The 24,540-nt window shown below is 48.8% G+C and carries 21 protein-coding genes; 20 read left to right on the forward strand and 1 reads right to left on the reverse strand.

Annotation, left to right across the window (positions count from 1 at the left end; all coding sequences use genetic code 11):
* Positions 1-37 precede the first annotated feature (37 nt).
* The 11 genes from mfd to ACM1ND_RS00260 all read left to right on the forward strand — a co-directional run bounded on the left by mfd (position 38) and on the right by ACM1ND_RS00260 (position 11,741).
* A complete protein-coding gene (gene mfd, locus ACM1ND_RS00210) occupies positions 38-3,565 on the forward strand; it encodes a transcription-repair coupling factor (protein WP_418026910.1) in 3,528 nt (1,175 codons plus the stop codon).
* A complete protein-coding gene (locus ACM1ND_RS00215; RefSeq protein WP_023986437.1) occupies positions 3,549-4,667 on the forward strand; it encodes a peptidylprolyl isomerase in 1,119 nt (372 codons plus the stop codon). Before mfd ends, ACM1ND_RS00215 begins: the two co-directional genes overlap by 17 nt.
* A 167-nt stretch (positions 4,668-4,834) precedes the next feature.
* Complete coding sequence (gene spoVT / locus ACM1ND_RS00220; RefSeq protein ID WP_023986438.1) at positions 4,835-5,377, forward strand: stage V sporulation protein T; 543 nt, start codon at positions 4,835-4,837, stop codon at positions 5,375-5,377.
* Between the two features lie 141 nt (positions 5,378-5,518).
* Positions 5,519-7,177 (forward strand): putative polysaccharide biosynthesis protein, encoded by a 1,659-nt coding sequence (locus tag ACM1ND_RS00225; protein ID WP_418026911.1) that lies wholly within the window; start codon positions 5,519-5,521, stop codon positions 7,175-7,177.
* 159 nt (positions 7,178-7,336) lie between these two features.
* Positions 7,337-8,836: a nucleoside triphosphate pyrophosphohydrolase gene (gene mazG / locus ACM1ND_RS00230; protein WP_418026912.1), complete on the forward strand. Its 1,500-nt coding sequence runs from the start codon at positions 7,337-7,339 to the stop codon at positions 8,834-8,836.
* Positions 8,837-9,169: 333 nt separating this feature from the next.
* Positions 9,170-9,442, forward strand: coding sequence for an HU family DNA-binding protein (locus ACM1ND_RS00235; RefSeq protein ID WP_007428028.1), 273 nt, complete (start codon positions 9,170-9,172; stop codon positions 9,440-9,442).
* Positions 9,442-9,720 (forward strand): RNA-binding S4 domain-containing protein, encoded by a 279-nt coding sequence (locus ACM1ND_RS00240; protein WP_016818913.1) that lies wholly within the window; start codon positions 9,442-9,444, stop codon positions 9,718-9,720. Before ACM1ND_RS00235 ends, ACM1ND_RS00240 begins: the two co-directional genes overlap by 1 nt.
* Before the next feature lie 179 nt (positions 9,721-9,899).
* A complete protein-coding gene (gene yabP / locus ACM1ND_RS00245) occupies positions 9,900-10,184 on the forward strand; it encodes a sporulation protein YabP (RefSeq protein WP_013368685.1) in 285 nt (94 codons plus the stop codon).
* Complete coding sequence (yabQ, locus tag ACM1ND_RS00250) at positions 10,181-10,759, forward strand: spore cortex biosynthesis protein YabQ (protein WP_023986441.1); 579 nt, start codon at positions 10,181-10,183, stop codon at positions 10,757-10,759. Before yabP ends, yabQ begins: the two co-directional genes overlap by 4 nt.
* A 4-nt stretch (positions 10,760-10,763) precedes the next feature.
* Positions 10,764-11,093: an FtsB family cell division protein gene (locus ACM1ND_RS00255; protein WP_013308137.1), complete on the forward strand. Its 330-nt coding sequence runs from the start codon at positions 10,764-10,766 to the stop codon at positions 11,091-11,093.
* A gap of 123 nt (positions 11,094-11,216) precedes the next feature.
* Positions 11,217-11,741, forward strand: coding sequence for a S1 domain-containing RNA-binding protein (locus ACM1ND_RS00260; RefSeq protein WP_014279051.1), 525 nt, complete (start codon positions 11,217-11,219; stop codon positions 11,739-11,741).
* Here ACM1ND_RS00260 and ACM1ND_RS00265 read toward each other — a convergent pair.
* Positions 11,738-11,959, reverse strand: a complete 222-nt coding sequence (locus tag ACM1ND_RS00265) for a hypothetical protein (RefSeq protein WP_418026913.1) — start codon at positions 11,957-11,959, stop codon at positions 11,738-11,740. The two genes, ACM1ND_RS00260 and ACM1ND_RS00265, sit on opposite strands and share 4 nt — an antisense overlap.
* Positions 11,960-12,245: 286 nt before the next feature.
* Here ACM1ND_RS00265 and spoIIE point away from each other — a divergent pair, with 286 nt between their 5' ends.
* The 9 genes from spoIIE (at position 12,246) to ACM1ND_RS00310 (ending at position 24,335) form a co-directional block, all read left to right on the forward strand.
* Entirely contained in the window at positions 12,246-14,753 is a 2,508-nt protein-coding gene (gene spoIIE, locus ACM1ND_RS00270; protein WP_028542513.1) for a stage II sporulation protein E, read from the forward strand.
* 126 nt (positions 14,754-14,879) lie between these two features.
* Positions 14,880-15,629, forward strand: a complete 750-nt coding sequence (locus ACM1ND_RS00275; RefSeq protein ID WP_023986444.1) for a VWA domain-containing protein — start codon at positions 14,880-14,882, stop codon at positions 15,627-15,629.
* Positions 15,613-16,551, forward strand: coding sequence for a protein kinase domain-containing protein (locus tag ACM1ND_RS00280; RefSeq protein WP_418027968.1), 939 nt, complete (start codon positions 15,613-15,615; stop codon positions 16,549-16,551). Before ACM1ND_RS00275 ends, ACM1ND_RS00280 begins: the two co-directional genes overlap by 17 nt.
* 66 nt (positions 16,552-16,617) lie before the next feature.
* The gene (gene tilS / locus ACM1ND_RS00285; protein ID WP_023986446.1) at positions 16,618-18,066 is read left to right on the forward strand and encodes a tRNA lysidine(34) synthetase TilS; all 1,449 of its coding nucleotides are present in this window, start codon (positions 16,618-16,620) and stop codon (positions 18,064-18,066) included.
* A gap of 47 nt (positions 18,067-18,113) precedes the next feature.
* A complete protein-coding gene (gene hpt / locus ACM1ND_RS00290; RefSeq protein ID WP_023986447.1) occupies positions 18,114-18,653 on the forward strand; it encodes a hypoxanthine phosphoribosyltransferase in 540 nt (179 codons plus the stop codon).
* 97 nt (positions 18,654-18,750) lie between these two features.
* Positions 18,751-20,790: an ATP-dependent zinc metalloprotease FtsH gene (gene ftsH / locus ACM1ND_RS00295; protein WP_028542511.1), complete on the forward strand. Its 2,040-nt coding sequence runs from the start codon at positions 18,751-18,753 to the stop codon at positions 20,788-20,790.
* Positions 20,791-21,067: 277 nt separating this feature from the next.
* Positions 21,068-22,681: an L-aspartate oxidase gene (gene nadB, locus ACM1ND_RS00300; protein ID WP_338533048.1), complete on the forward strand. Its 1,614-nt coding sequence runs from the start codon at positions 21,068-21,070 to the stop codon at positions 22,679-22,681.
* Positions 22,671-23,561, forward strand: a complete 891-nt coding sequence (gene nadC / locus ACM1ND_RS00305) for a carboxylating nicotinate-nucleotide diphosphorylase (RefSeq protein ID WP_023986450.1) — start codon at positions 22,671-22,673, stop codon at positions 23,559-23,561. The genes nadB and nadC overlap by 11 nt, the downstream gene beginning before the upstream one ends.
* A 6-nt stretch (positions 23,562-23,567) precedes the next feature.
* Positions 23,568-24,335: a type III pantothenate kinase gene (locus ACM1ND_RS00310; RefSeq protein WP_023986451.1), complete on the forward strand. Its 768-nt coding sequence runs from the start codon at positions 23,568-23,570 to the stop codon at positions 24,333-24,335.
* Positions 24,336-24,540 lie beyond the last annotated feature (205 nt).

Below are 24,540 nucleotides of genomic sequence, written 5' to 3' on the forward strand. Positions count from 1 at the left end.
ACATGTAACTATTTATAAGCATAAAGGGGTGCCTTTTTTGTTACAAGCACTTATTCAGGCTTTTACGAAGGATGCTGATTATGCATCCATTGCAGCAGGCATATCATCAGGGATGAAGGAACAACTGATATCAGGTTTATCAGGCTCTTCCCGACAGGTACTGATGGCCGCGCTTGCCGAAGATACCGGACGACCGTTAATGGTCATGACGCACAATATGTTTGCCGCTCAAAAAATAGCAGATGACTTACAGGAAGCGCTTTCTCCTGATCAGGTTTTATTGTATCCTGCTAATGAGCTGGTAGCTGCTGAAGCAGCAATATCCAGTCCAGAGACATTGTCCCAACGAATTGATGTATTGATACGCTGCGCCCAGGGTTTTCGTGGGATTGTTGTCGTGCCGTTTTCTGGTGTCCGACGTTTACTGCCAATTCCGGAAACATGGCGTGAGGCTCGTATTGAGCTGAAAGAAGGCGAAACGATTCAGCTGGAAGCGTTTTTGCTACATATGATCGAGATGGGATACCAGCGTGTAGAGCGTGTGGAATCACGTGGAGAGATGAGCGTACGCGGAGGAATTATTGATTTTTATCCCATGACAACCCGTTGGGGCTATCGTGTGGAGCTGTTTGACGATGAAATTGATTCGATCCGTAAGTTTGATCCGCAAGATCAGCGTTCGGTGGAAAAGGTTCAGGACGTTACCGTAACACCGTGTAAGGAAGTTATTGCGAATAACCAGCGTATGGACCAGGCGGCGGATGCCGCTGCTATTTTGTTGGAGGAGCAGCTGGGCAAAATGACGGATCGTCAAGCTAAGCAGCATCTGAAAGAAGAGATCCATCGTGAAATTGAGTTGCTGCGAGAGCATGTGTATTTTGACGAAATCTATAAATATATCTCCCTGCTGTATCCTGAACGTAAAACCCTAGCAGACTATATGCCGGAAGATACGATTCTGATTATTGATGAACCGGCACGTATGCTGGAAACAGCCAAGCAACTGGAACGGGATGAGTCGGAATGGAATCTGCATTTGCTTCAAAACGGTAAAACGTTACCGCAGCTAGAACTGTCAGATGACGCGGACAATCTGCTGTACAACCGGAGATTTCAGACGTTGTTTCTGTCGATTTTCCTCCGTCAGGTTCCTCATACCCAGCCACAAAATATTTTGAACTTCATCTGCCGAGGCATGCAGGATTTCCATGGCCAAATGAATGTGCTCAAGGCGGAGATGGATCGTTGGCGCAAAGCAGGCACACAGGTTATGATGCTGGCGAGTGGAGATGAACGTCTGGACCGGATGCGCAGAGTGCTTGAAGATTACGGTATTGATGAGCCGACGATGGCTATAGGCAATCTGCAAAGCGGTTTTGAAATGCCGTCTATTCATCTGGCAGTCATTACCGAGGGTGAAATGTTTTCCCAGAAGCAGCGGAAAGCTCGTAAGCAGGGTCGGCATGTGGACAATGCAGAACGGATTAAGAGCTATAGCGAGCTGAAGGTGGGCGACTACGTCGTACACCAAAATCACGGGATCGGGAAGTACATGGGGATCGGCACGCTGGAGGTTGGCGGTATCCATAAGGATTACATGCATGTTCTCTATGCGGGTGGAGATAAGCTGTCTGTGCCGATTGAACAAATTGATCTGATTCAGAAATATGTCGGCTCAGAGGACAAGGAACCCAAGATTTATAAACTGGGTGGCAATGAGTGGACACGGGTTAAAAGTAAGGTGCGCAGCTCGGTTCAAGATATTGCGGATGACTTAATCAAGCTATATGCAGAACGACAGTCGGCACCAGGGTTTGCTTTTGAAAAGGATTCACCTGAGCAACAAGAGTTTGAAGATATGTTCCCGTATGATGAGACACGTGACCAGATTCGGGCCATTGAAGAGATTAAGAAGGACATGGAGCAGAGTCGCCCGATGGATCGTTTGCTATGCGGTGATGTAGGTTACGGCAAAACTGAAGTTGCTATTCGTGCTGCTTTTAAGTCTGCTATTGAAGGTAAACAAGTAGCGGTGCTGGTACCGACGACAATTTTGGCACAACAACACTATGAGACGTTCCGTGAACGTTTTTCAGGGTATCCGTTCAATATTCAGGTATTGAGCCGTTTCCGCTCGCGCAAAGAGCAGAATGAGACGATTAAAGGGGTCCGGCAAGGCACGGTCGATATTGTCATTGGTACCCATCGTCTGTTGTCGCAGGATCTGGTGTTTAAGGACCTCGGAATGCTGATTGTCGATGAAGAACAGCGATTTGGCGTAACCCACAAGGAAAAGCTGAAGAAGCTGAAAACGAACGTAGATGTGCTGACGTTAACGGCAACACCTATTCCGCGTACGTTGCATATGTCCATGCTGGGTGTACGTGACTTGTCAGTCATTGAGACGCCACCGGAAAACCGTTTTCCAGTGCAAACCTATGTGGTTGAGCACAGCCAGACTCTAGTTCGTGAGGCCATTGAACGCGAGATGGCACGCGGAGGGCAGGTGTACTATCTGTATAATCGCGTGCAGGGAATTCAGGAGATGGCTGCAGAGATCAATGCGCTCGTACCGGAGGCCAAGGTGGGCGTGGGTCACGGACAGATGTCCGAAACCGAACTGGAGAAAACTATTTTGGATTTCCTGGATGGCGAATATGATGTGCTGGTCAGCACCAGCATTATCGAAACCGGCGTGGATATTCCAAATGTGAATACACTCATTGTGCATGATGCCGATAAAATGGGGCTATCCCAGCTTTATCAGCTGCGTGGGCGTGTAGGTCGTTCGAATCGGATTGCCTATGCTTATTTCACGTACCAGCGGGATAAGGTGCTCACGGAAGTGGCGGAGAAGCGCCTTCAGTCGATTAAAGAATTTACGGAGCTGGGCTCCGGGTTCAAGATTGCAATGCGCGATTTGTCCATCCGCGGAGCGGGTAACTTGCTTGGCGCTGAACAACATGGATTCATCGCATCCGTCGGTTTTGATCTTTACTCGCAGATGCTAGCTGAGGAAATTAATAAACGTAAAGTCAGCGTACTTGGAGAAGAGGATCAGTCCAATCGGAATTGGAGTACGTCGATTGATTTAGGCGTCGATGCTTACTTGCCGGGAGACTATATTTATGACAGCATCCAGAAGATTGAGATTTATAAAAAGGTTGCAGCGGTCAGCACCTTTGACGAGGCTTCCGAACTGGAGGATGAACTGGTCGACCGATTTGGCGATCTGCCAGAGGCTGTGCGTCATTTGCTAGCCGTGGCTCGCCTCAAGGTATATGGACGCATGTATGGCATCGAGTCCATGGTGCAACGGGATGACAATATAGTGCTGAAATTCCATGAAGGGCGCCAGCAGGCGGTACAGACCGCCAAACTTGCCGAGATTGGCAATCGCTTTGAAAGACGTGTACAATTTGAACAGGGCACTTCTATGAGCGCACGCATAAAGGGCAAAGGTCTAAATGATCCACAGTTGCTAGAACTGCTGGAACAATTTTTGAGTGCATTGAAAGAAGCATTCACATTGAAGGAGGAACTGCAAAATGCCACAACTAAATAAAAGAAAACCTTGGAGAATGCTCTCCTTGGGAATGGCAGCGCTGCTAGCTATATCCGTGCTGGCAGCATGTACGAAGCAAGCGGATGAGAACAAGGTCAAGGATGAACCGAAGGACAACAGCAAGGTTGTCGTGACCTATAAGGGTGGAACCATTACCGAAAATGAGTTCAACCAAGAAATCAGCATGATGAAATTCCTTTACCCGGAATATGAGGCTGCGTTAGCTTCGGATCAGGTACGGGAGCAAATTGTAAAGCAGGAAGTGGTGTACAAGCTTCTGGCGGCCAAAGCGGACGACAAAGCCAAGGAGCAGGGTGCCAAAGAAGGGAACGAACAGCTGGAGCAGTATAAAAAGTCAGTCGGAGAAGATAAGTTCAAGACATTTCTGAGTGATAAAAAACTGACCGAACAAGGTGTGAAAGATTACTTCACGCGTGTAATGACGGTAATCAACAGCGAAACTAACAAAGTAACAGATGATCAGCTAAAACAGGAATTTGAGAAAAATAAAGATCAATTCACAACAGCAACCGTGCGTCATGTATTGATTAACTTCGAAGATCCTAAAACGAAGAAACAGCGCAAAAAAGAGGATACCCTCAAGCTGGCTAAAGAAGTGAAGGCGAAGCTGGACGGAGGAGCGGATTTTGCGACGATTGCCAAGAAGTATTCAGAAGACCCAGGTTCTGCGTCTAACGGAGGTCTGTATGAGAATGCATCCGTAGCGCAATGGGTACCTGCATTTAAAGAGGCCGCTGAGACTCAGCCGATTAACAAAATCGGTGAGCCAGTGGAAACGGAATACGGATATCACGTGATCAAAGTGGAGTCCCGCAATGAGCCAACGTTTGATAAATTGAAAGACAACGAAAAGGCTGCCCTGAAAAATAAATTGGCCGGGGAAAGTATCCAAAACTTTACCGAAAATGATTTGACGAAGCTTGATTTGAAAATCAATCTGCCGAAGGTACCAGCTACGCAAGAGAAAAGCGGTGCAACTTCCGGTGCTGGTAGCACAACTACACCGGGCGCAGCAACAAACGGTACGGGCGATACCAATGCAGGAACAGCCAAAGATGGAGCTACAAACGAAGGTAAATAACTGAACATGCATAAGGAATTGGGAACAGATGAATACTATGGTCAGATATCACCATAAACACCATGACCGTGACGTTCTTCGTGACCGCTTCTGGGGGAGTGGAAGCGTCTTTCGATACCGTCAGTAGTTTACTAAATTCTTCTTGAGAAAGTGGGGCAACATGTGAAATGAAAGCTACTGGTATAGTTCGCCGTATTGATGACCTTGGGCGGGTAGTTATTCCAAAGGAAATTCGCCGCACCTTGAGAATTCGTGAAGGAGATCCGCTTGAGATTTTTGTGGATCGTGACGGAGAAGTCATTTTGAAAAAGTATTCACCTATTGGTGAACTTGGTGATTTCGCCAAAGAATATGCTGAGTCCCTGTTTGAAAGCACGGGCCATATTACAATGATTACCGATCGGGACACCATTATTACGGTGGCTGGAGGCTCTAAAAAAGAGTTTCTGGACAAGCCAATCGGTAGCATTATCGAAGGTAGTATGGATAATCGCAAAACTGTGCTGGAGACAGCCAGCGGCTCCTATGAGCTAACGCGAGACCACGAAGAAACACTCTCGTCCTTTGTGGCGGCTCCCATTGTTTCCGGTGGTGATCCCATTGGTTCCGTTGTATTGTTGAACAAGGACGAAAATGTAAAAATGTCCGAAATGGAGATCAAAATGGCTGAAACAGCCGCTGGCTTCCTGGGCAAACAAATGGAACAGTAACATCCCGTTTCACCCCTGTATGACGTACAGAATGGCGAAAGCCGTCCTGCGTTGTACAGGGTTTTTTTTCTTTCCGGGAGAAGAGGCGGTATAATAGGACTCGTGAAAGATGCATATTTCAGGTGGGAGTGAAGACGGAGAATGCAGGAAAATCGCGCCGCTTCGCGGCTGCTACGGGGTGCTGTCATTTTGACACTGGCAGCAGTAGCGAGCAAGCTGATCGGCACAATGCAAAAAATCCCGCTGCAGAATATCGGCGGCGACGGCGTGTTTGGCATTTATAATACGGTTTATCCTTTTTATACGCTGTTCATTACCATTGCAGCTGCTGGATTTCCGGCTGCAATATCCAAATTTGTAGCTGAGTTTGAGGCAGTGGGAAACCGGGCAGCGGGGCAACGTGTTGCTCGGCTATCTTCGCTTGTCTTGGGTGTCTTTGGATTGATCTTGGGCGTGCTGATGTATACGTGCGCGCCGCTCATTGGTCAATGGATCGACAATGCTCACGTTATTCCGTCGGTGAGGGCGGCGGCGTTTGCCTTTTTGTTCGTACCGGTTATGGCGGGATTGAGAGGATATTTTCAAGGTTTGCAAAATATGCTTCCGACTGCTATCTCCCAAGTGACGGAGCAGGCGATACGGGTAAGCGTGATGATTATGCTGTTGCTGCTCATGCTGTCGCAAGGAGCGGGGGCGGATATGATTGCCGCCGGAGCAGTGTTTGGTTCAGCAGCAGGTGGAGCAGCGGGATTGGTCGTCATGTTGCTATATTGGCGAAATCACAGGAAGAGGCTTAGAAGGCAAGGGACGGTCATGGCGACAGTGCAAGCACAAACTGGAGAGCTACACCCGGCGGAAAGCAACGGTGCATTGCTAAAGGCGCTGCTGCGTTATGCCTTGCCTGTTTGCCTTGGAGCGCTAGCCGTTCCGTTAATTAGCCTGGTAGACACTTTTACCGTACCTCGCTTGTTAAAGCAGGAGGGTTTGGACGATACTGCGGTTATGGTGGCCTTTGGCGTGTATAACCGAGGTCTGCCGCTGGTACAGCTAGTCATGATGTTTGCTACCACACTGTCGGCATTATTCATTCCATCGCTGGCTGAGGCGCGGGTGACCGGCGGTACGGAGCTGGCACGTCGCCAGTGCGAGCAATCGCTGCGCTGGTTTTGGTTGCTGGGACTAGCCGCTGCGACAGGCCTGATCGTGCTGGCTGTGCCCGTCAATGTGATGCTGTATGCGGACGACACCGGCAGCGAGGTCATGCGCTGGATGGCGCTAACCGCCGTAGGCGGTACGCTCAGCATCATCTCGGCTGCGCTGCTGCAAGGGCTTGGCGCGGTTCGCGCGCCGGCTCTGGCGATGCTCGCGGCCGCAGTAGCCAAGGCGCTGCTAAACTGGCTGCTCGTGCCGCAGCTAGGCACGGCTGGAGCCGCCATTGCGGGGGCTGTCGCCTATCTGCTGGCGGCGGTGATCAACATCGTGCTGCTGGCTCGCTTGGTAGGCCTGCGTGGGAGCTGGTCCGCCAGCGTGCTCAAGCCGGCGGCACTGCTTATCGCCCTGGCTGGTGCGGCCGGGGCGGCGATGTGGGGCACCAGCGCTGTGCTGGGTGCCTTGGGATGGGCTGCCGGAGGTCGCGCCACGGCAGCCGCGGAGAGCCTGCTGGGCGTAGCAGCAGGCGCCGTTGTGTTCGTGATCGGCCTCGCACGCTTGAGGCTGATCACGGAAGCCGAGCTTGTGGCGGTGCCCAAGCTCGGACGCCCGCTGGCAGCCGTGCTGCGCAGGCTGCGTGTACTGGCTTAGCCCAGGCATAGGGCTTAGGGCGTGAAAGCGGCACAGCCATTTTATGAGCCTATACAACTTTGTGGTATAGTAAGTCCCAAAGCAAAGGAAGCGGAAGCGGGGGTAGGCCGTATATTTTTTCGAGCATGAACCTTGTTTCTGCGAAACGGAGGATTGGATATGAGCGTAACATTAACGGTCGTAGGTTTGGGCTCGGGAGATCCGGATCAGCTTACGATAGGGATATTGAACAAAATGCGGGGCGCTTCAGCGCTGTATCTGCGGACCAAGGAGCATCCTGCGGTTCAAGTGCTGAATGAGTTTGAAGTGGCTTTTGAGTCGTTTGACGAGGTATATGAGACAAAGGAGTCTTTTCCAGAGGTATACGAGGAAATTACCAGCCAATTGATTACGATGGCTGCTAAGGCGGTAGACGGAAGCGAAATCGTATATGCGGTTCCCGGTCATCCGATGGTGGCAGAAGCAGCGGTGCAGTTGCTTAAGGAGCGTTGTCCTGCGCAAGGGATTGAACTGAACATTCTGGGTGGCGAAAGTTTCCTGGATGAAGCTTTTGTGCGTCTTGGTTTTGATCCGATCGAGGGTTTCCAACTGTTGGACGCAGGTACACTGGATGCCAGCTGGCTCCAGCCTCAGTTGCATACGCTGATCGGACAGGTGTATGACACCTTCACGGCTTCTGATGTGAAGCTGTGCCTGATGGAGCGGTATCCTGACGATTATGAGGTGTACGTCGGTCACGCTCTTGGGGTGGAAGGCGAGGAAGCGGTGCACAAGGTGCCGCTGTACGAGCTAGATCGAGTAGAGGGCTACGGGAACCTATCCTTGGTATACATACCTCGCAGTGAAGATGAGGCGCTGAAACGGCGTTCTTTTGACCGTTTACACGAGATTGTCGATATTTTACGCAGTCCGGAAGGCTGTCCATGGGATCGTGAACAGACACATCAGTCGATCCGCAAAAATCTGATCGAAGAAACGTATGAAGTCATTGAAACGATAGATGAGGACGACCCTGAGCATATGAAGGAAGAGCTGGGCGATCTGTTGTTGCAAATTTTGCTGCATGCCCAAATGGAAGAGGAAGTTGGAACCTTCGATGTGTATGATGTTATCCAGGGGCTGAATGATAAGCTTATTTTCCGTCATCCACATGTATTTGGTGACAATCAAGCGAATGATGCGGAAGAAGCGCTGCAAAACTGGGAGCAGATGAAGGCTGAGGAAAAACGGCTTAAAGGCACGACGGCAGCAGACCCTTCCGTACTGGATGGGGTTCCACGTGATCTGCCTGCTCTTATGAAATCGTACAAGCTCCAGAAGAAAGCAGCTAAAGTAGGCTTTAACTGGGATAGCATTGAGGGCGTATTCGATAAATTGGACGAAGAAGTGGCTGAGCTGAAGGAAGCGGTTCGTGAAGGGCATGCCGTGGAAGCCCAGTTGCTGGAGTTAGGCGATGTATTATTTGTTGCAGTGAATGCAGCCCGGTTCATGGGAGTAGATCCGGAAGAGGCATTGTCCGCCACCAATCGCAAATTTGTCGACCGTTTCCAGTATATTGAGCAGAAATTACGCGAGCAGGGACGCCGTCCCGAAGACAGCAGCGTAGATGAAATGGAGACTTACTGGCAGGAAGCGAAAAAGCTCCTTGGCAAAGCGTGATTCCACATATTCGCTTTTGGCTGCACAGAACAGTAAAATGAGACATATGCAGGGTTGAAAGAAGGCCCAGTTTGTGAAGACTTGCCAATGGGCAGAGTTTTGTAGTAGGATGTTGGCTTAACTGGGGTCGAATAAAAAAACGCCTGTCATTGCAGGATTTTTACGGACAAGCCAGAATAACTTGTAGTAATTCTGAAAATAACTGTAGCTTATAGTTAAGCGTGTTACAGTGACATTCAGGAGGGCTTCGGCCACAGTTGGACCTCGCGTCTGCTCCATAAATGGACATGCAGCGTGATGATTATTTTTTGACATTTGGGAGGCTTTTATCTTATGAACAAGACAGATCTGATCAACAATATTTCCAGCAAAAGCGGTTTGAGCAAACGTGACGTTGAAGCTGTATTGAATGGCGTTCTTGGTGAAATTACAGATGCACTTGCTAGCGGTGACAAAGTGCAACTGATCGGCTTTGGTACTTTCGAAACACGCAAGCGTTCCAGCCGTACAGGCCGCAATCCACAAACCGGTAACACGATTGAAATTCCAGAATCGACCGTTCCTGCTTTTAAAGCCGGTAATAAGCTTAAAGAAGCCGTTAACTAATGCGTCTTGATAAATTCTTGAAAGTCTCGCGGCTGATTAAGCGGCGTACGGTAGCCAAGGACGTCTCCGAACAAGGGAGAGTGCTGGTGAACGGACGCGAAGCCAAGCCGAGCAGTGCGGTCAAAGTAGGCGATGAAATTACCGTCCAGTTTGGCCAGAAGCTGGTGACCGTGCGAGTGGAACGGCTCGCCGACACTACACGCAAGGACGAGGCTGCAAGTATGTACACTTTGGTAAAGGAAGAGCCTATTGCCAGGGACAATGGTTTGAACTGGTAAGCAGACATCTGATTTTCTCACAACTGTACATGAAAGCATTCCTTCATTATTTTATGAAGGAGTGCTTTTTTTTCTTTAGATGACGAGGTTTCGTCCATCATATGCTGATTAACAGCAAAAGCGGTTCTAAATCATACGGCCCCCTTCATAAGCTAAGAACAGAAGGAGGGGTACATGCCATGATTGAACAAGGGAAGTCCAAGCACCATGATCTGCGCATGCAAAGCCGCAAGCAACTCGATATTTCAGGCGTCAGCAATGTGGAGAGCTTTGACAGTGAAGAATTTTTGCTTCAGACCGAGCTGGGCCATCTCACCATTCGCGGACAACATTTACATATCAAAAACCTCAGTCTAGAAGAGGGGCTGTTGTCCATTGAAGGTTTGATTACTTCCCTCGTCTACCTGGAGCCCGGGGCCCCGGCCAAAAACGGAAAAAGCCTATTCGGCAAGCTCTTCAAATGAACCCTTACACACAATGGCTGACATTGACATGGATGCTGTTGTCGGGCATAGCCATGGGAGTGGTGTTTGACAGCTACCGGGTGCTGTCCATCCGCTTTCATTTTGCCCGCTGGAGCGTTCATATGTTGGACGTGCTGTACTGGGTGGCCTCGGCTTTGTTTATTTTCCGTGTGCTATACGCGAGTAATCGCGGTGAGCTGCGGTTTTATGTCTTTTTAGGACTACTTTTGGGGGTTTGGCTCTATTTTTGGGCCTTTAGTGTTACAACCCAACGTTTTGTGGTAATGTTATTAGAGATAGTTCGCAGACTGACGTTGATCGTGAACAGCATACTGCGCATCCTGATTGTTCTTCCGGTGTTAGCGCTGTATCGGCTGTTACGCAAGCTGGTCGGATGGACATGGACACTTATTGTGTTCCTGGGAAGGATGCTGATATACATCCTGATGCCGGTTTGGAAGCCGATCCTATGGCTGATCGGTCCGCTTAAAGCGCGCTGGAAGACTCCAGAGTTGCTCGTAAAGCTGGGTATCAGACTGAAAAACACAGCGAAAAGATGGTTTGGAAGGAGGTAGTATCATGCGTAATTCGTCTGTAGATCGCCATTCATCTTCTACGTCCAAGTCCAACGCGGGCGGGCGCAGGCGAATCATGATTTGGTTGCTATCGCTTGCCGCCTTTGGTAGTTGGGCAATTTTTACCTTTTTTTCTCAAGGCATGATTATGGCCGATCGAAGTGAACAGCTCACCCAGAAGGAAAAGCAGAAGCAAGCTGCTACACAAACGGAACAACAGCTTCAAACCGAAGTGAATCGTCTCAAGGACCCTGAGTACATTGGCGAGATTGCCAGAAGCAAGTACGGTCTTTACAAACCGGAAGAGACGCCAATCATCGGAGATCAGAAATAGGAACATTATCGGGCCAATGCTTAGTTGACCTTGGTTCCGCCATTTTGTATAATCAAATCACCACAGCGGGATTTTTTTGCAAAAAAATCGGTTGTATATTTTAAGGGAGGATCATTTTATTCTATGGCAATTGAAGTGGGCACCAAGTTAGAGGGCAAAGTGACAGGCATCACGCATTTTGGAGCATTTGTGGATTTGTCTGGAGGTGTCACGGGTCTCGTTCACATCTCGGAAATCGCCGATAACTATGTTAAGGATGTTAACGACCACCTGAAGATTAATGATGTTGTGACGGTGAAAGTCATTAATGTTGACAAAGATGGCAAAATCGGACTTTCCATTAAGCAAACGATTGACAAGCCGGCAAGTGAAGCCCGTCCCCCAAGAGCTCCAAGACCGGAGCGTACAGGAGGACCAGGCGGAGGCGACCGTTTCGGCGGTGGAGGTTCAGGTCCAAGTCAAGGACGCGGTGGTGGTGGCGGTGGTTTCAACCGCGATCGTGGAGGCCGTTCTTTCAAGCCTGCACCGGGTAAACCTTCATTTGAGGATAAAATGTCACGCTTCCTGAAAGATAGTGAGGAACGCATTTCGTCGCTGAAAAAGAACACCGAAGGTAAACGCGGAGGACGCGGCGCGAAGCGTGTTTAATTCACTTTGACAACCGTATCAATCATACACGGAAAACCGTACAGTCGAGAGACTGCTACGGTTTTTTTGCGTTCTACCGACAACAGATGCGATAAGCAGCGGCTGTCGGCGCTGAATCCAGTGGTTAGTCGTACGGCATTTATGAGATTCGCAATTTTGGCGAAGAAGATAAGCGCTACGATGCTGGAAAGTAGATGTTTTTTTTGTCGTGAGGACATAATCGTCCGACAAACTCCAACGGTTTTCCGTCTATCTTCTGTGCAAATCGCTAGTCTGGGCATCAGGACGAACGACATCGAGAGGTCATGTAAAGAGTAGCGGGACGCTTCTTCCATCGGCTTCCATACGGGCGTAGCTTGATGTTCAGAGTGATGCTCTGTCCTTTCGCGCAGAACGTTTTTTTGTCGGAAATTTCTTGGAATAAGACGTGAGGTTCTGACAAACTTTCTCAGTCGTTCCGGTTTAAGATGGGAACATCAAATTGATGAATGGGGTGCCTGACGCATGATGGAGAAATGGAACGTGGTACATTTTCCGGGGTTAAAATCTAGAAAGTCCAAATCCAAAGAGCGTACGGAAGGGTGGTCTTCCAGACTCAAGAAACGGCTGGATTCACATAAAGTGGTGCAATGGGTAACGGCGCAAAGATGGATGCTGCTATTGTCAGCTATGGGAGTTCTACTGGGACGCGCCACTATTTTGGACGAGCTTTCTCCGTTTGCCCTCGCTTATTTTGCGGTCATAACGTTTCTTCGGCGTGATCTGATGCTGCCTGTAGCTGTATCAGTTGTGTTAGGCAGCCTGTTAGCTCCTTACCCATCGTTATTTATGATTGGTGGCGAGCTACTGGTATTTTATCTCCTGTATCGCGGACTACGAACCTTCGACCGTCTGGAATTATCCTATGCCCCGCTTATGGTTTTCTTGTCTGTGTTTATGGTCAATTTATTTAACGCCGTGATGGCTCCGACTTTTACATGGTATGAACTTATCATTGTGGGGACGGATGCGGTTCTCAGCTTTATGCTTACGCTGGTGTTCACGCAGGCCATCCCGTTGTTTACGTACCGCAAGAAGACAAGCCAGCTCAAAAATGAGGAAATTTTATGTCTTATTATTTTATTAGCCTCTGTGATGACGGGAGCAGTAGGCTGGACTGTTCATTCATTGTCTGTCGATCATGTACTGTCGCGATATTTGGTCTTGGTGTTTGCTTTGGTGGGAGGTGCTTCGCTGGGGGCATCGGTCGGTGTAATTACCGGTTTAATTTTAAGCTTGGCCAATATGTCTGCAATTGTGCAGATGAGTTTACTCGCTTTTGCAGGTTTGCTGGCAGGGATGCTGCGTGAAGGGAAAAAAGGCGCTGTTGCGCTTGGGATGCTGCTAGGCTCCTCAATTCTGACAATCTATTTGGACGGGACCGGAGATGTGCTGACGTCAACCTGGGAGAGCTGTGCGGCAATTCTATTATTCTTAATGACCCCAAAAAGTTTCTTTAAAGCGGTTTCTACCTATGTTCCCGGTACGCAGGACCACGCCAAATCTCAGCATGAGTATGCCAAAAGGGTCCGCGATCTCACCGCAGAGCGGGTAACGAAGTTTTCCCGTGTATTCAGTCAGCTATCCCGCAGCTTTCATCAGATATCTGCGAGTGAGAGCACGAAGTCGGATGGTGAAATCGAACACTTTATGAATGCGGTGGCGGAAGGGACATGTGCCTCCTGTTTCAAGTGTGAGCAGTGCTGGGATGGAAAGTTTATGCAAACTCATCAGTATATGACGGAAATGATGAGCGCCATTGAGGATAACCCGGATTTGGAACCGGAGCAGATCCCGCCGCAATGGAGCAAGGCATGTGCTAAAACGGGCGCTGTCCTGCAAGTGATGAAGCAGCAGTATAGCCTCTACCAACATAATATGCAGTGGAAGCGCCAAGTATACGATAGTCGTCAGCTTGTTGCTGACCAACTATCGGGTGTATCACAAATCATGGAGGATTTAGCGCGAGAAATTCAGCGGGAAGGGCAAACCATGCATCGGCAGGAAGAGCAAATACGAGAGGCTCTTGATAGACTGGGCTTGTCCATTCAATCCATTGAGATCATAAACTTGGATGCAGGTCAGGTAGAAATTGAGATTGTCCATGCCTATACAAGGGGATTTGATGAATGTCGGAAAATCATTGCTCCACTTTTGTCGGACATACTGGACGAGCATATAGCTGTGATGCGCGAAACGGAGGCAGATCGCCGCCAAGGCTTGGCTACAGTCATGTTTGGCTCTGCTAAAACGTATGAGATTGCTACAGGAGTAGCTAGTGCCGCCAAAGGAGGCGATTTTTTCTCAGGTGACAGCTACAGCATGATGGAGCTAGGGAACGGGACTTTTGCAGTCTCTTTAAGTGATGGTATGGGGAACGGAGAGCGCGCGCAGCAAGAGAGCAGTGCAGCACTTAACATTTTGGAGGAATTACTCCAATCGGGTATGGACGAAAAGTTGGCGATCAAGTCGGTCAACTCTGTCCTGATGCTGCGATCACCTGAGGAAATGTATGCTACGGTCGATATGGCGCTGATTGATCAGTACACGGCCCAGACAACCTTTATGAAGATTGGGTCTACGCCGAGTTTTATTAAAAGAGGGGAGGAGGTCATTCCCGTATCTGCCAGCAACTTGCCGATTGGCATTATACAGGATATTGAAGTTGATTTGGTATCACTGCAGCTCCAGCCGGGTGATATTCTCATTATGATTACAGACGGTATATACGACTCACCGGGTTATGCGGTTAATAAGGAAATATGGATGAAACGCATGATTCAGGAAATTGAAAGCGAAGATCCACAGCAGTTGGCCGACTGCTTACTAGAAAGGGTTATTCGATACCAACAAAATCAAATCTATGATGATATGACAGTAGTCGTTAGTAAAATAGATCACTTCCGCCCAGAATGGGCAACTCTCCATGTACCTGGCATGAGGTGGTTGGAACGTCCACGGACGGTGAGCTAATCCGACATTGCCCGGGAAATTCCTTATTCGTTTTTAAAAATCCGCATCCTTCGTTTGAATCGTTCCGGATTAGGCAAAGATAGAATCTATCGGGATAGATTAAGAGGAAGCGGAGGTCAAAAAACGATGAAGCAAATTTTGATCATTACAGACGGATGCTCTAATGTAGGTGTTAGTCCAGTCATGGCGGCTGCCCAAGCTTTACGAGAAGGTATTACAGTGAACGTCGCCGGAGTCATAGATTATGGAACTATTGGCGAGCTTGGCAGCGCGGAGATTCAAGAAATTGCTAAAGCAGGGGGAGGGTTTAGCCAAATCGTTGGGACGAAGCAGTTGGCTCAGACCATGCAGATGATGACGCGCAAAACGGTGGTTCAAACCATTCAGCAGGCGGTTAATAGAGAGTTAACGCACATTCTGGGTGAGGGTGGCGCCAAACATATCGGTGAACTTCCTCCGGCAAAACGAGCCCAAGTGGTTGAGGTAATGGATGAGCTGACAGAAACAAGCACCCTGGAGATTGCTTTGCTCATTGATGCAAGTGCGAGCATGAAGCCCAAGCTGCCTGCTGTAGAGGACAGCATTCGTGATTTGCTGCTCAGTTTACAGTCCAGAAGCGGACACAGCCGTATATCTGTATTTCATTTTCCGGGCGGAAAAATGGGAGAAGACGCAGTCATGGATATCGGTTGGACCTCTGAGCTTAACCAGATCAAATCGATATTTGGACGCTTGCGGATGAAAGGGGCAACACCGACAGGTCCTGCCATTTTACAAGTGATTGATTATTACCGATATGTTACACTAGGAGAACAGAAAGATCTGGAAGAATCCTATGGCAAAGGAGAAGGGATGCTCGGTGACTACGTCGTCTGATCCCGTTCTTGCACCCGGAACGGTCATCAAGGGCAAGTGGAAGCGGAGCAGCTATGTCATCCAGCGCTTGCTGGGCCGGGGAGCGAACGGAACTGTATATTTGGTAAAAGAAGCACAGGCCGATCGGCAATTTGCTCTGAAAATGGGGAAGAACACGCTTGATCTGCAATCAGAGATTAATGTGCTAACCACATTGCAGTCTCAGGGGACTCAGGCCGCCCTTCAGCGAAATGGAAATCCTTCCTTTTTGTTTGAGGTGGATGATGTAGTGTTACGCAGCGGAGAAATCCCCTTTTATGTTATGCGATATGTTAAGGGTGATCCGCTTCATCGTTTTGTGGCAGCCAAAGGGCCGGAATGGTATGGTGTGGCTGGAACCGGTATACTGAATCGTCTGGCGGATCTCCATCAGGCAGGATGGGTGTTTGGCGACCTGAAGCCGCAGAATATTTTGGTCAATGCCTATGGAGAGGCTGAATTAATTGACTACGGTGGGGTGTCTCTTGCTGGTCGGAGTGTTAAACAATTTACAGAATGGTATGACAGGGGATTCTGGAATGCTGGCAGCCGAAATGCCGATTCCCAGTATGACCTGTTTGCCTTCGCTCTTCTAACGATTCATATATTGGAGAGTGAATCGTTAAGGGCGGCTGCGAGCAGGCTGCCACAGTTGCGTAATACGGCAGAATTGACGGTCATCATTCGCCGCAGCCGTGTATTACGCCCCTATGCCGAATGGCTACTGGGTGCAGTGCGTGGAGAATATTCCGATACTCGTGCAGCGGCCCGATCTTGGTCACGTTTGGCCTCCGCACATGTCAGGCAATCGTCGGTCAAAAGAGGGAACCCACGCTGGCTGGGATATGCTTTTACGGTATCGCTTTTGCTGCTTGCCGGAGCGCTCTGGATTGCGTTAAGGTAGCAGCATGACTTACATAAGATAACAGATGATCATCATTTTTACGGTCGGGAGAAAAGAGGGTCGTGAATGGGAACAACAAAACCGACCGGTGTTGTACAGGAAGTGCTCGCCTTGGCGCGAGATCATTCACTGTGGAGCCCCGGAGACCGCATTGTGGTTGCTGTATCCGGTGGGCCGGATTCGGTGGCCCTTTTGCACATTTTACATGAAATATCCGTTATACATATGCCTTTACAACTCGTCTGCGCTCACGTTCATCATGGCTTCAGACCAGAGGAATCGGATGCGGAGGCTGAAGAGGTACGCAATATTGCCCGAAAGCTTGAACTTCCATTTGAAATGGCTCGGGTGGATGTACCCGCTTATATGAAGGAGAGCGGGAAGGGGCCACAGGAAGCAGCCCGCGAGCTGCGCTACAGCTTTTTACATGATATGGCTACAAAGTGGGAAGCGCAGCATATTGCAATGGCCCACCACGGCGACGATCAAGCCGAAACGGTTCTCTTGCACTTGCTGCGTGGTAGCGGCCCAGCAGGTTTGGCGGGTATGCGTTTGGCGCGCAGGGAAAAAAATGTGCAACTCATTCGCCCGCTACTACGTATGTACAAGGCTGACCTGATTGAGTTTTGTAACTTTTATGGTCTTTCCTATGTGATAGACAGCACTAATTTATCTTCCAAATACCGTCGTAACGCCATTCGCATGGATGTGCTTCCTTTTTTGGGGCAATATAATGAGCGACTGACACCGTCCCTAAACCGGCTGGCCGAAACGATGGCTGACGAAAATGACTTTATGGAGGCATCCACACTGTCGGCATACGAGAAAATGGTGCGCTTGGATAATGGCAGGTACATGTTTCCCATCGCTTCATACCGTAAGCTATCCGTTGCTTTACAACGGAGGTTGATTAAACTAATATTAAATTATCTGCCTTCGGACAGTGAAAATTTTGATTTTCGTAAAATTGAGACCGTTCGACTAAGACTTCTCCAAGAGGCATCGTCTACATGGAGTTTGGATTTGGGAGGCGGTGCGGTTGGAGTCCGCGAATATGACCAGGCGGTTTTGTTTGACCGTACGCAAGTCGTTATGGGCGAATGGTGCTATGGACTAAGTGTATTGCCTATTTCCGGTGAGCTAGAGTTGCCTGAGGCAGGTGGTATACTTCGGTGGCGAAGGGCTTCCTATTCGGATGCGGACCATCCGGTGAATAAGGAGGAAGCGTGGTTCGACGCAGATCAATTGAGTCTGCCTTTGACTGTACGCTCGCGATTACCTGGAGATACCATGTATGTAATGGGATTAAACGGAAGAAAAAAGGTTAAAGATATTTTTATTGATGAAAAAATACCTCCTTCAATGCGTTCCGTTATTCCCATCGTCTGCGACCACTCTGGGGCTATTCTCTGGATTCCGGGCGTACGACGTTCTGTACATGCCGCGGTGCAAAAGCACACGTCTTCGGTTATATATATGTCATGGCAAAGACGAGAGAGTCCGGGGCACCGGTAATTGCGCAGGAACGGCTTTCATAGTATAAACTTAGGAGGTTTACACCGTTGCAGAATGATATTCAGGAAATATTGATCAGCGAAGAAGAAATTCAGAGTAAAATTAAGGAATTGGGTGCACAGCTCAGCGTAAAATATGAAGGGAAAAATCCATTGGTGATTTGCGTGCTGAAAGGTGCGTTTATCTTTATGGCTGATTTGGTTAAATCCATTACAGTGCCGTTGGAGCTTGATTTCATGGCTGTATCAAGTTATGGAGCATCCACAAAATCCTCAGGTATCATCAAAATCATTAAAGATTTGGACGCATCTGTGGAAGGACGCGACGTTCTGATTGTCGAAGATATTATCGACAGCGGCCTGACGCTGACGCATTTGATTGAATTGCTTAAAAACCGTAATGCCAATTCGGTATGTGTCGTAACCTTGTTCGACAAGCCTGCACGCCGGACAGTTAATCTTGAAGCAGATTATACTGGATTTACGCTTCCAGATGCGTTTGTTGTCGGCTACGGTCTGGACTATGCCGAGCACTACCGGAACCTCCCATACATAGGGATTTTAAAGCCGGAAATCTACACCAGCTAATCTCAGCCTCCAGTCCTAGGACTAAATAAGGCCCTTTGTTGAGAAGGACTTACAGGCTATGGTAAAATAACTTAAGTGTCTCGAGAGGAGGTAGGGGATGAATCGGTTCATCCGGAATTCTGGTTTTTATTTGATTCTTTTTTTAGTTGTGGTGGGTATCGTTCAGTTTGTTAGCAACAGTAACGAAGCCTCCGATCTCCCTAGATATGACCAATTACGGCAAGAGGTTAAAGCTAATAACATCTCTAAAGTAACGGTCCAATTTGACGGTTACGCCTATCTTGTAACCGGTGCATATAAGAAGCAGCCGGCTAATGCTAAATCGACCAATTTTTCCGTATATGTTCCACCAACGGATCAAGCACTAAGTGAACTGGTTAATGCCAGCGAAACGAACGGGTTTGAATACGTGCAGAAGAAAATGGAAGGCGAAAGCATTTGGCTGACGTTTTTGACTTCTATCATTCCTTTGGTGATCATGTTCCTGTTGTTTTTCTTCCTGTTTAATCAGGCACAGGGCGGTGGCGGCAAAGTTATGAACTTCGGCAAGAGCAAAGCCCGTCTGTATAACGAAGAGAAGAAGAAGGTTACGTTCGAGGACGTGGCAGGGGCTGACGAAGAGAAGCAGGAGCTTGTCGAAGTCGTAGAATTCTTGAAGGACCCACGCAAGTTTGCAGCTGTGGGCGCTCGTATTCCAAAAGGTGTTCTGTTAGTGGGCCCTCCAGGTACGGGTAAAACACTCTTGGCGAGAGCTGTTGCAGGCGAGGCCGGAGTGCCGTTTTTCAGCATCTCGGGTTCTGATTTTGTAGAAATGTTTGTCGGGGTCGGTGCTTCTCGTGTTCGTGATTTGTTCGAGAACGCGAAGAAGAACGCACCTTGTATCATTTTCATTGATGAGATTGATGCCGTTGGACGTCAACGTGGCGCCGGATTGGGTGGCGGACATGATGAACGTGAGCAGACGCTCAACCAATTGCTCGTAGAGATGGATGGATTTGGCGCAAACGAAGGTATCATCATCGTAGCGGCTACAAACCGTCCTGATATTTTAGACCCGGCGTTGCTTCGTCCAGGACGTTTTGACCGTCAAATTACGGTTGACCGTCCAGATGTTAAAGGCCGTGAAGCAGTATTGTATGTACATGCTCGCAACAAGCCATTAACGAAGGATGTTAAATTGGACGTAATTGCGAAACGTACAACAGGCTTTACAGGCGCTGATCTGGAAAATCTGTTGAACGAAGCTGCCTTGTTGGCGGCTCGTCGTAACCGCAGAGATATTTCGATGCGAGAAGTAGATGAAGCCATCGACCGTGTTATCGTAGGTACAGAAAAACGCAGCCGCGTAATCAGTGACCGCGAGAAACGAATTGTTGCTTATCATGAAGCAGGCCATACGATTATTGGTTTCTTCTTGGAAAATGCCGACATGGTTCACAAGGTAACGATTATTCCACGTGGACGTGCAGGCGGATATGTCATCATGCTTCCGAAGGAAGACCGTATGCTGACTACCAAGCAGGAATTGCTGGACAAAATCACTGGATTGTTGGGTGGACGCGTATCCGAGGAACTGTTCATTGGTGAGATCGGAACGGGAGCTTATAGCGACTTCCAGCAAGCGACAAGCATTGCACGCAGCATGATCGTAGAATATGGTATGAGTGAGAAGCTTGGTCCAATGCAGTTCGGTACTTCACAAGGCCAAGTATTCCTTGGACGCGATATCGGTCATGAGCAGAACTACAGTGATCAGATCGCTTATCAGATTGACCAGGAGATGAATCGCTTCATCACTGAATCTTATGAGCGTGCTAGAGAACTCCTGACCAAGTATTCCAAAGAGGTTCATTTGATTGCTCAAACCTTGCTGGTAGAAGAAACCTTGGAACTTGAACAAATCAAACGTTTGATCGAGACAGGTTCTTTGGATGGTGGCACGACTGAGGGAGAAGGAACACCGGAAAATGGTGAGCCTGTGATCGACAACATTGGAGACGTCCGTGTACGTATTCAAGGTAAGGATGACGAGCCTAAGAATACAACGGATCAACCGAATGATATCCCTAATCTGCAAAAGCCAGAGGATGATAACAATTCGGGCAACTCCGGTGGTACTCCACCGACAACAACCTAATCATCCGATGGATAGTTGAATAAGCGTATATGTAAGCTCCGGGGAACCAGGTATTATGGGTTTTCCGGAGCTTTTTAAATGGAAGATTATTGCTAACGTGATTTGACAGACACCGGAACGTTGTGTACATTTATTGTTAAATAAACGGCTGTCGTCTTCTTAGCTTATAAAAGCCAACAGCCGCTGCAATCGACTTTCTATCATTTTGAACATATACGTGAGCGCATACTGTAGAACCTATGGTGTGCGCTATTCTTCTGTGAAATCAGGTGAAGGCATGATTCCAAGGTATCTAGTTGATTTTGATGTAGCGGAATTGACCCGATTGGAGGCCGACGTGTTAATAATCGGCTCGGGCATTGCGGGCTTATATACGGCGATTAAGGCTGCGGAGAATCGGAAAGTGTTGCTGATTACCAAGAAGACTTTGATGGAAAGCAACACGCGTTATGCTCAAGGCGGCATCGCTGCTGTCACATCGGACGAGGATACACCAGCTTATCATATGGAAGATACCCTGATTGCTGGTGCAGGTCTGTGTGAATCTGAGGCGGTCAGTACGCTTGTCCATGAAGGTCCAGTTGGCATTCAGGAGTTAATACGTTTGGGAACGGCTTTTGATCGTGTGGATGGTGAACTAGCGTTGACACGGGAAGGAGCGCATAGTCATCGGCGTATTTTGCATGCAAATGGAGATGCTACGGGTTATGAAATTGTTCGTGCGTTGTCAAAGCAGGTTGCTGCCCATCCCGGTATCGAAGTATGGGAAGAGTGCATGGTAATTGATCTGCTGACGGAGCATGGTGAGTGTATTGGGGCCCTCGTCCAAAAGCCAGGTGGGGAAAGGTCGTATATAACCGCTAATGCAACGATTTTGTGCTCAGGAGGTAGCGGGCAATTATACCGTTATACGACCAATCCGGATATTGCAACCGGGGATGGTATCGCTATGGCATATCGTGCTGGGGCGATTGTACGGGATATGGAATTCATACAGTTTCATCCTACGGCGTTGTGCCATCCGGGCGCTCCAAGGTTTCTAATTTCCGAAGCCGTACGGGGAGAAGGAGCCGTGTTACGCAATATTCACGGAGAACGCTTCATGGACAAGTATGATTCCCGGCAGGAGCTTGCACCCAGAGACATCGTAGCTCGTGCTATCATTCATGAGATGGAGCGCACCCAAGTTGCGTTTGTATACCTGGATATTACACACGAGCCGCCAGAGCGGGTGATGCAACGTTTTCCAACAATTTATCGGACATGTCTCTCATTTGGTTTGGATATGACGACAGACTGGATCCCCATTGCGCCTGCTGCCCATTATATGATGGGTGGTGTCCAGACCAATTTACACGGGGAAAGCTCCATTGCGCGTTTGTTCGCCTGCGGGGAGACCTCTTCTACAGGAGTTCACGGAGCTAATCGTCTGGCGAGCAATTCGTTATCTGAAGCTATTGTATTTGCCAGCAGGATTATTGAGCGACTGCATTCATTGCCACCGCTGGTCGGCCATACATTGATATCTTATAGCGATAACCGTACAGAGTTCCCGGCTTCATCCGTCACGGAGCAGCGGCATAAGCTGCAAGAAGCAATGGTTCGTTATGCTGGAGTTCGTCGGCACGGCGAGGGGCTGCAAGCAGCATTAGACGAGCTGCAAGGGCAAATGCCTATTTTTGAGGCTGTGATCGCTAGCCGGGAAGAGATCGAATTTGCCAATTTGCTCACCTGTGCTTTATTAGTAACAGATGGTGCGCTGCTGCGTGAGGAGAGCCGGGGAGCGCATTATCGCGAGGATTTTCCTGAGACAGATGATAGCGTCTGGCGAAAGCATGTTCAGCAGAGACGTGAGCAAGGGATAACGGAGGAGTACGTTCATGACATCTAACAGCGAGCTTTATGGAGAGTTTAGTGGATATCAGGAAGAACTGACAGCACAAATTCGCAGCTGGCTGCGAGAAGATACGGGCTCTGGCGATGTGACCACGCGCTGGACGATTGAGCAGGGCCACCAATCCAAGGCTGTCATTCATGCCAAGGAGAGCGGCGTGGTTGCCGGTTTACCCGTGGCTGCCCTTGTATTTCAGGTAGTGGACCCTTCCTTGTCGTTCACTCCGCTGGTGACGGATGGACAGTGGATTGAAAAGGGAAGCGTTTTGGCGGAAGTGACGGGTAGTACCCATGCGATTTTGACTGGAGAACGACTGGCGTTAAATTTGCTCCAACGGATGTCTGGCATTGCCACGCGGACTCGGGCTTTTATAGATCAATTGCATGGTTTGTCCACTCGCTTGGTGGATACACGTAAAACAACACCGGGACATCGGCTGCTGGAGAAGTATGCTGTGCGTGTAGGCGGTGGCTCGAATCATCGCTTTGGCCTGTACGATGCTGTTATGATTAAGGATAATCATATTAAGGGTGCAGGTGGGATTGAACAGGCTGTAAGTCGAGCGCGCGCTAATATACCGCATACGATGACGATTGAAGTAGAGACGGAAAACATGAAACAAGTTCAGGAAGCCCTGGAAGCTGGGGCGGATATCATTATGCTGGATAACATGTCTGCCCCAGATATGAAGGAAGCCGTTCGGTTCATTCGGGAACGGGCACCACATGTCAAAACAGAAGCCTCGGGCAATGTATCGCTGGATACAGTGCGTGAGATGGCTGAGAGTGGCGTAGATGTGATCTCTGTAGGCAGGCTGACATACTCTTTTCATAACCTGGATATCAGCCTTGACCTTAACGCAAAGAAAGATAGGTGACACCCATTGATTCTTGTAGTGGATGTAGGTAATACCAATATTGTTCTGGGGATATACGAAGGGCGGGAGCTGTTGCACCATTACCGGATCAGTACCTCCAGACAGGCAACCGCAGATGAATACGGCGTACTCATACATAATCTTTTTAGTATGGGTGGCGTATTAAAGGATGACATCCAGGGAGTTATTATTTCCTCTGTCGTTCCGCCGTTGGTCCGTGTATTAGAAGAAATGTGCGATAAATACATAGGCAAAACGCCTTTAATCGTCGGACCGGGAATCAAGACCGGTCTTAACCTGCGTTATGAGAATCCGCGTGAAGTAGGTGCGGATCGGATCGTGAACGCTGTTGCGGCTGTCGAACGGTTCGGCGGGCCGCTGGTTGTGGTGGATTTTGGGACAGCGACGACGTTTGATTGTATTGACGATAAGGGAAACTACTTGGGCGGTGTCATTGTGCCGGGTATCGGGATTTCGACGGAGGCACTGTATCAACGGGCTTCCAAGCTACCCCGCATCGAGTTGGAGAAACCCAAAAAGGTTATTGGTCGTAATACGGTTCATGCCATGCAAGCTGGGATTATCTTCGGTTATGCTGGGCAAGTGGATGGCATTGTGCGGCGCATTAAGGAAGAAATGCAGGCGGAGCCTACAGTTATTGCTACCGGAGGTCTTGCAGAGCTAATCGCATCAGAGGCGGAGAGCATTCAGAAAGTGTTGCCGATGTTGACGCTCGAAGGATTGCGCATCATTTACCAACGTAACGCCGAATAAAAAAGTGGGTATAAGCTGCCGCTGAGTCCAACCGAATGATTTTATCGGTTTGGATTAGCGGCGTTTTTCGTCTATACTGAAATATGTTACGTTTTTGAACAATTCGCGTGATCTGTCGATGCAGGTTGTTTATATAATAGGAAATTATGCTTCAATGATGAGCAATACTAACGAAAATAAGCAGCATAGCTGTCCTGGTGAATAG

The organism is Paenibacillus sp. JJ1722 (genome assembly GCF_048282685.1).
GTDB lineage: Bacteria > Bacillota > Bacilli > Paenibacillales > Paenibacillaceae > Paenibacillus > Paenibacillus polymyxa_B.

What these genes read in the sequence shown, in the direction of transcription:
- ACM1ND_RS00215 (WP_023986437.1), top strand. Translation starts at nt 3,549, where the DNA reads ATGCCACAACTAAATAAAAGAAAACCTTGGAGAATGCTCTCCTTGGGA.
- spoVT (WP_023986438.1), top strand. Translation starts at nt 4,835, where the DNA reads ATGAAAGCTACTGGTATAGTTCGCCGTATTGATGACCTTGGGCGGGTA.
- ACM1ND_RS00225 (WP_418026911.1), top strand. Translation starts at nt 5,519, where the DNA reads ATGCAGGAAAATCGCGCCGCTTCGCGGCTGCTACGGGGTGCTGTCATT.
- mazG (WP_418026912.1), top strand. Translation starts at nt 7,337, where the DNA reads ATGAGCGTAACATTAACGGTCGTAGGTTTGGGCTCGGGAGATCCGGAT.
- ACM1ND_RS00235 (WP_007428028.1), top strand. Translation starts at nt 9,170, where the DNA reads ATGAACAAGACAGATCTGATCAACAATATTTCCAGCAAAAGCGGTTTG.
- ACM1ND_RS00240 (WP_016818913.1), top strand. Translation starts at nt 9,442, where the DNA reads ATGCGTCTTGATAAATTCTTGAAAGTCTCGCGGCTGATTAAGCGGCGT.
- yabP (WP_013368685.1), top strand. Translation starts at nt 9,900, where the DNA reads ATGATTGAACAAGGGAAGTCCAAGCACCATGATCTGCGCATGCAAAGC.
- yabQ (WP_023986441.1), top strand. Translation starts at nt 10,181, where the DNA reads ATGAACCCTTACACACAATGGCTGACATTGACATGGATGCTGTTGTCG.
- ACM1ND_RS00255 (WP_013308137.1), top strand. Translation starts at nt 10,764, where the DNA reads ATGCGTAATTCGTCTGTAGATCGCCATTCATCTTCTACGTCCAAGTCC.
- ACM1ND_RS00260 (WP_014279051.1), top strand. Translation starts at nt 11,217, where the DNA reads ATGGCAATTGAAGTGGGCACCAAGTTAGAGGGCAAAGTGACAGGCATC.
- ACM1ND_RS00265 (WP_418026913.1), bottom strand. Translation starts at nt 11,959, where the DNA reads ATGTCCTCACGACAAAAAAAACATCTACTTTCCAGCATCGTAGCGCTT.
- spoIIE (WP_028542513.1), top strand. Translation starts at nt 12,246, where the DNA reads ATGATGGAGAAATGGAACGTGGTACATTTTCCGGGGTTAAAATCTAGA.
- ACM1ND_RS00275 (WP_023986444.1), top strand. Translation starts at nt 14,880, where the DNA reads ATGAAGCAAATTTTGATCATTACAGACGGATGCTCTAATGTAGGTGTT.
- tilS (WP_023986446.1), top strand. Translation starts at nt 16,618, where the DNA reads ATGGGAACAACAAAACCGACCGGTGTTGTACAGGAAGTGCTCGCCTTG.
- ftsH (WP_028542511.1), top strand. Translation starts at nt 18,751, where the DNA reads ATGAATCGGTTCATCCGGAATTCTGGTTTTTATTTGATTCTTTTTTTA.
- nadB (WP_338533048.1), top strand. Translation starts at nt 21,068, where the DNA reads ATGATTCCAAGGTATCTAGTTGATTTTGATGTAGCGGAATTGACCCGA.
- nadC (WP_023986450.1), top strand. Translation starts at nt 22,671, where the DNA reads ATGACATCTAACAGCGAGCTTTATGGAGAGTTTAGTGGATATCAGGAA.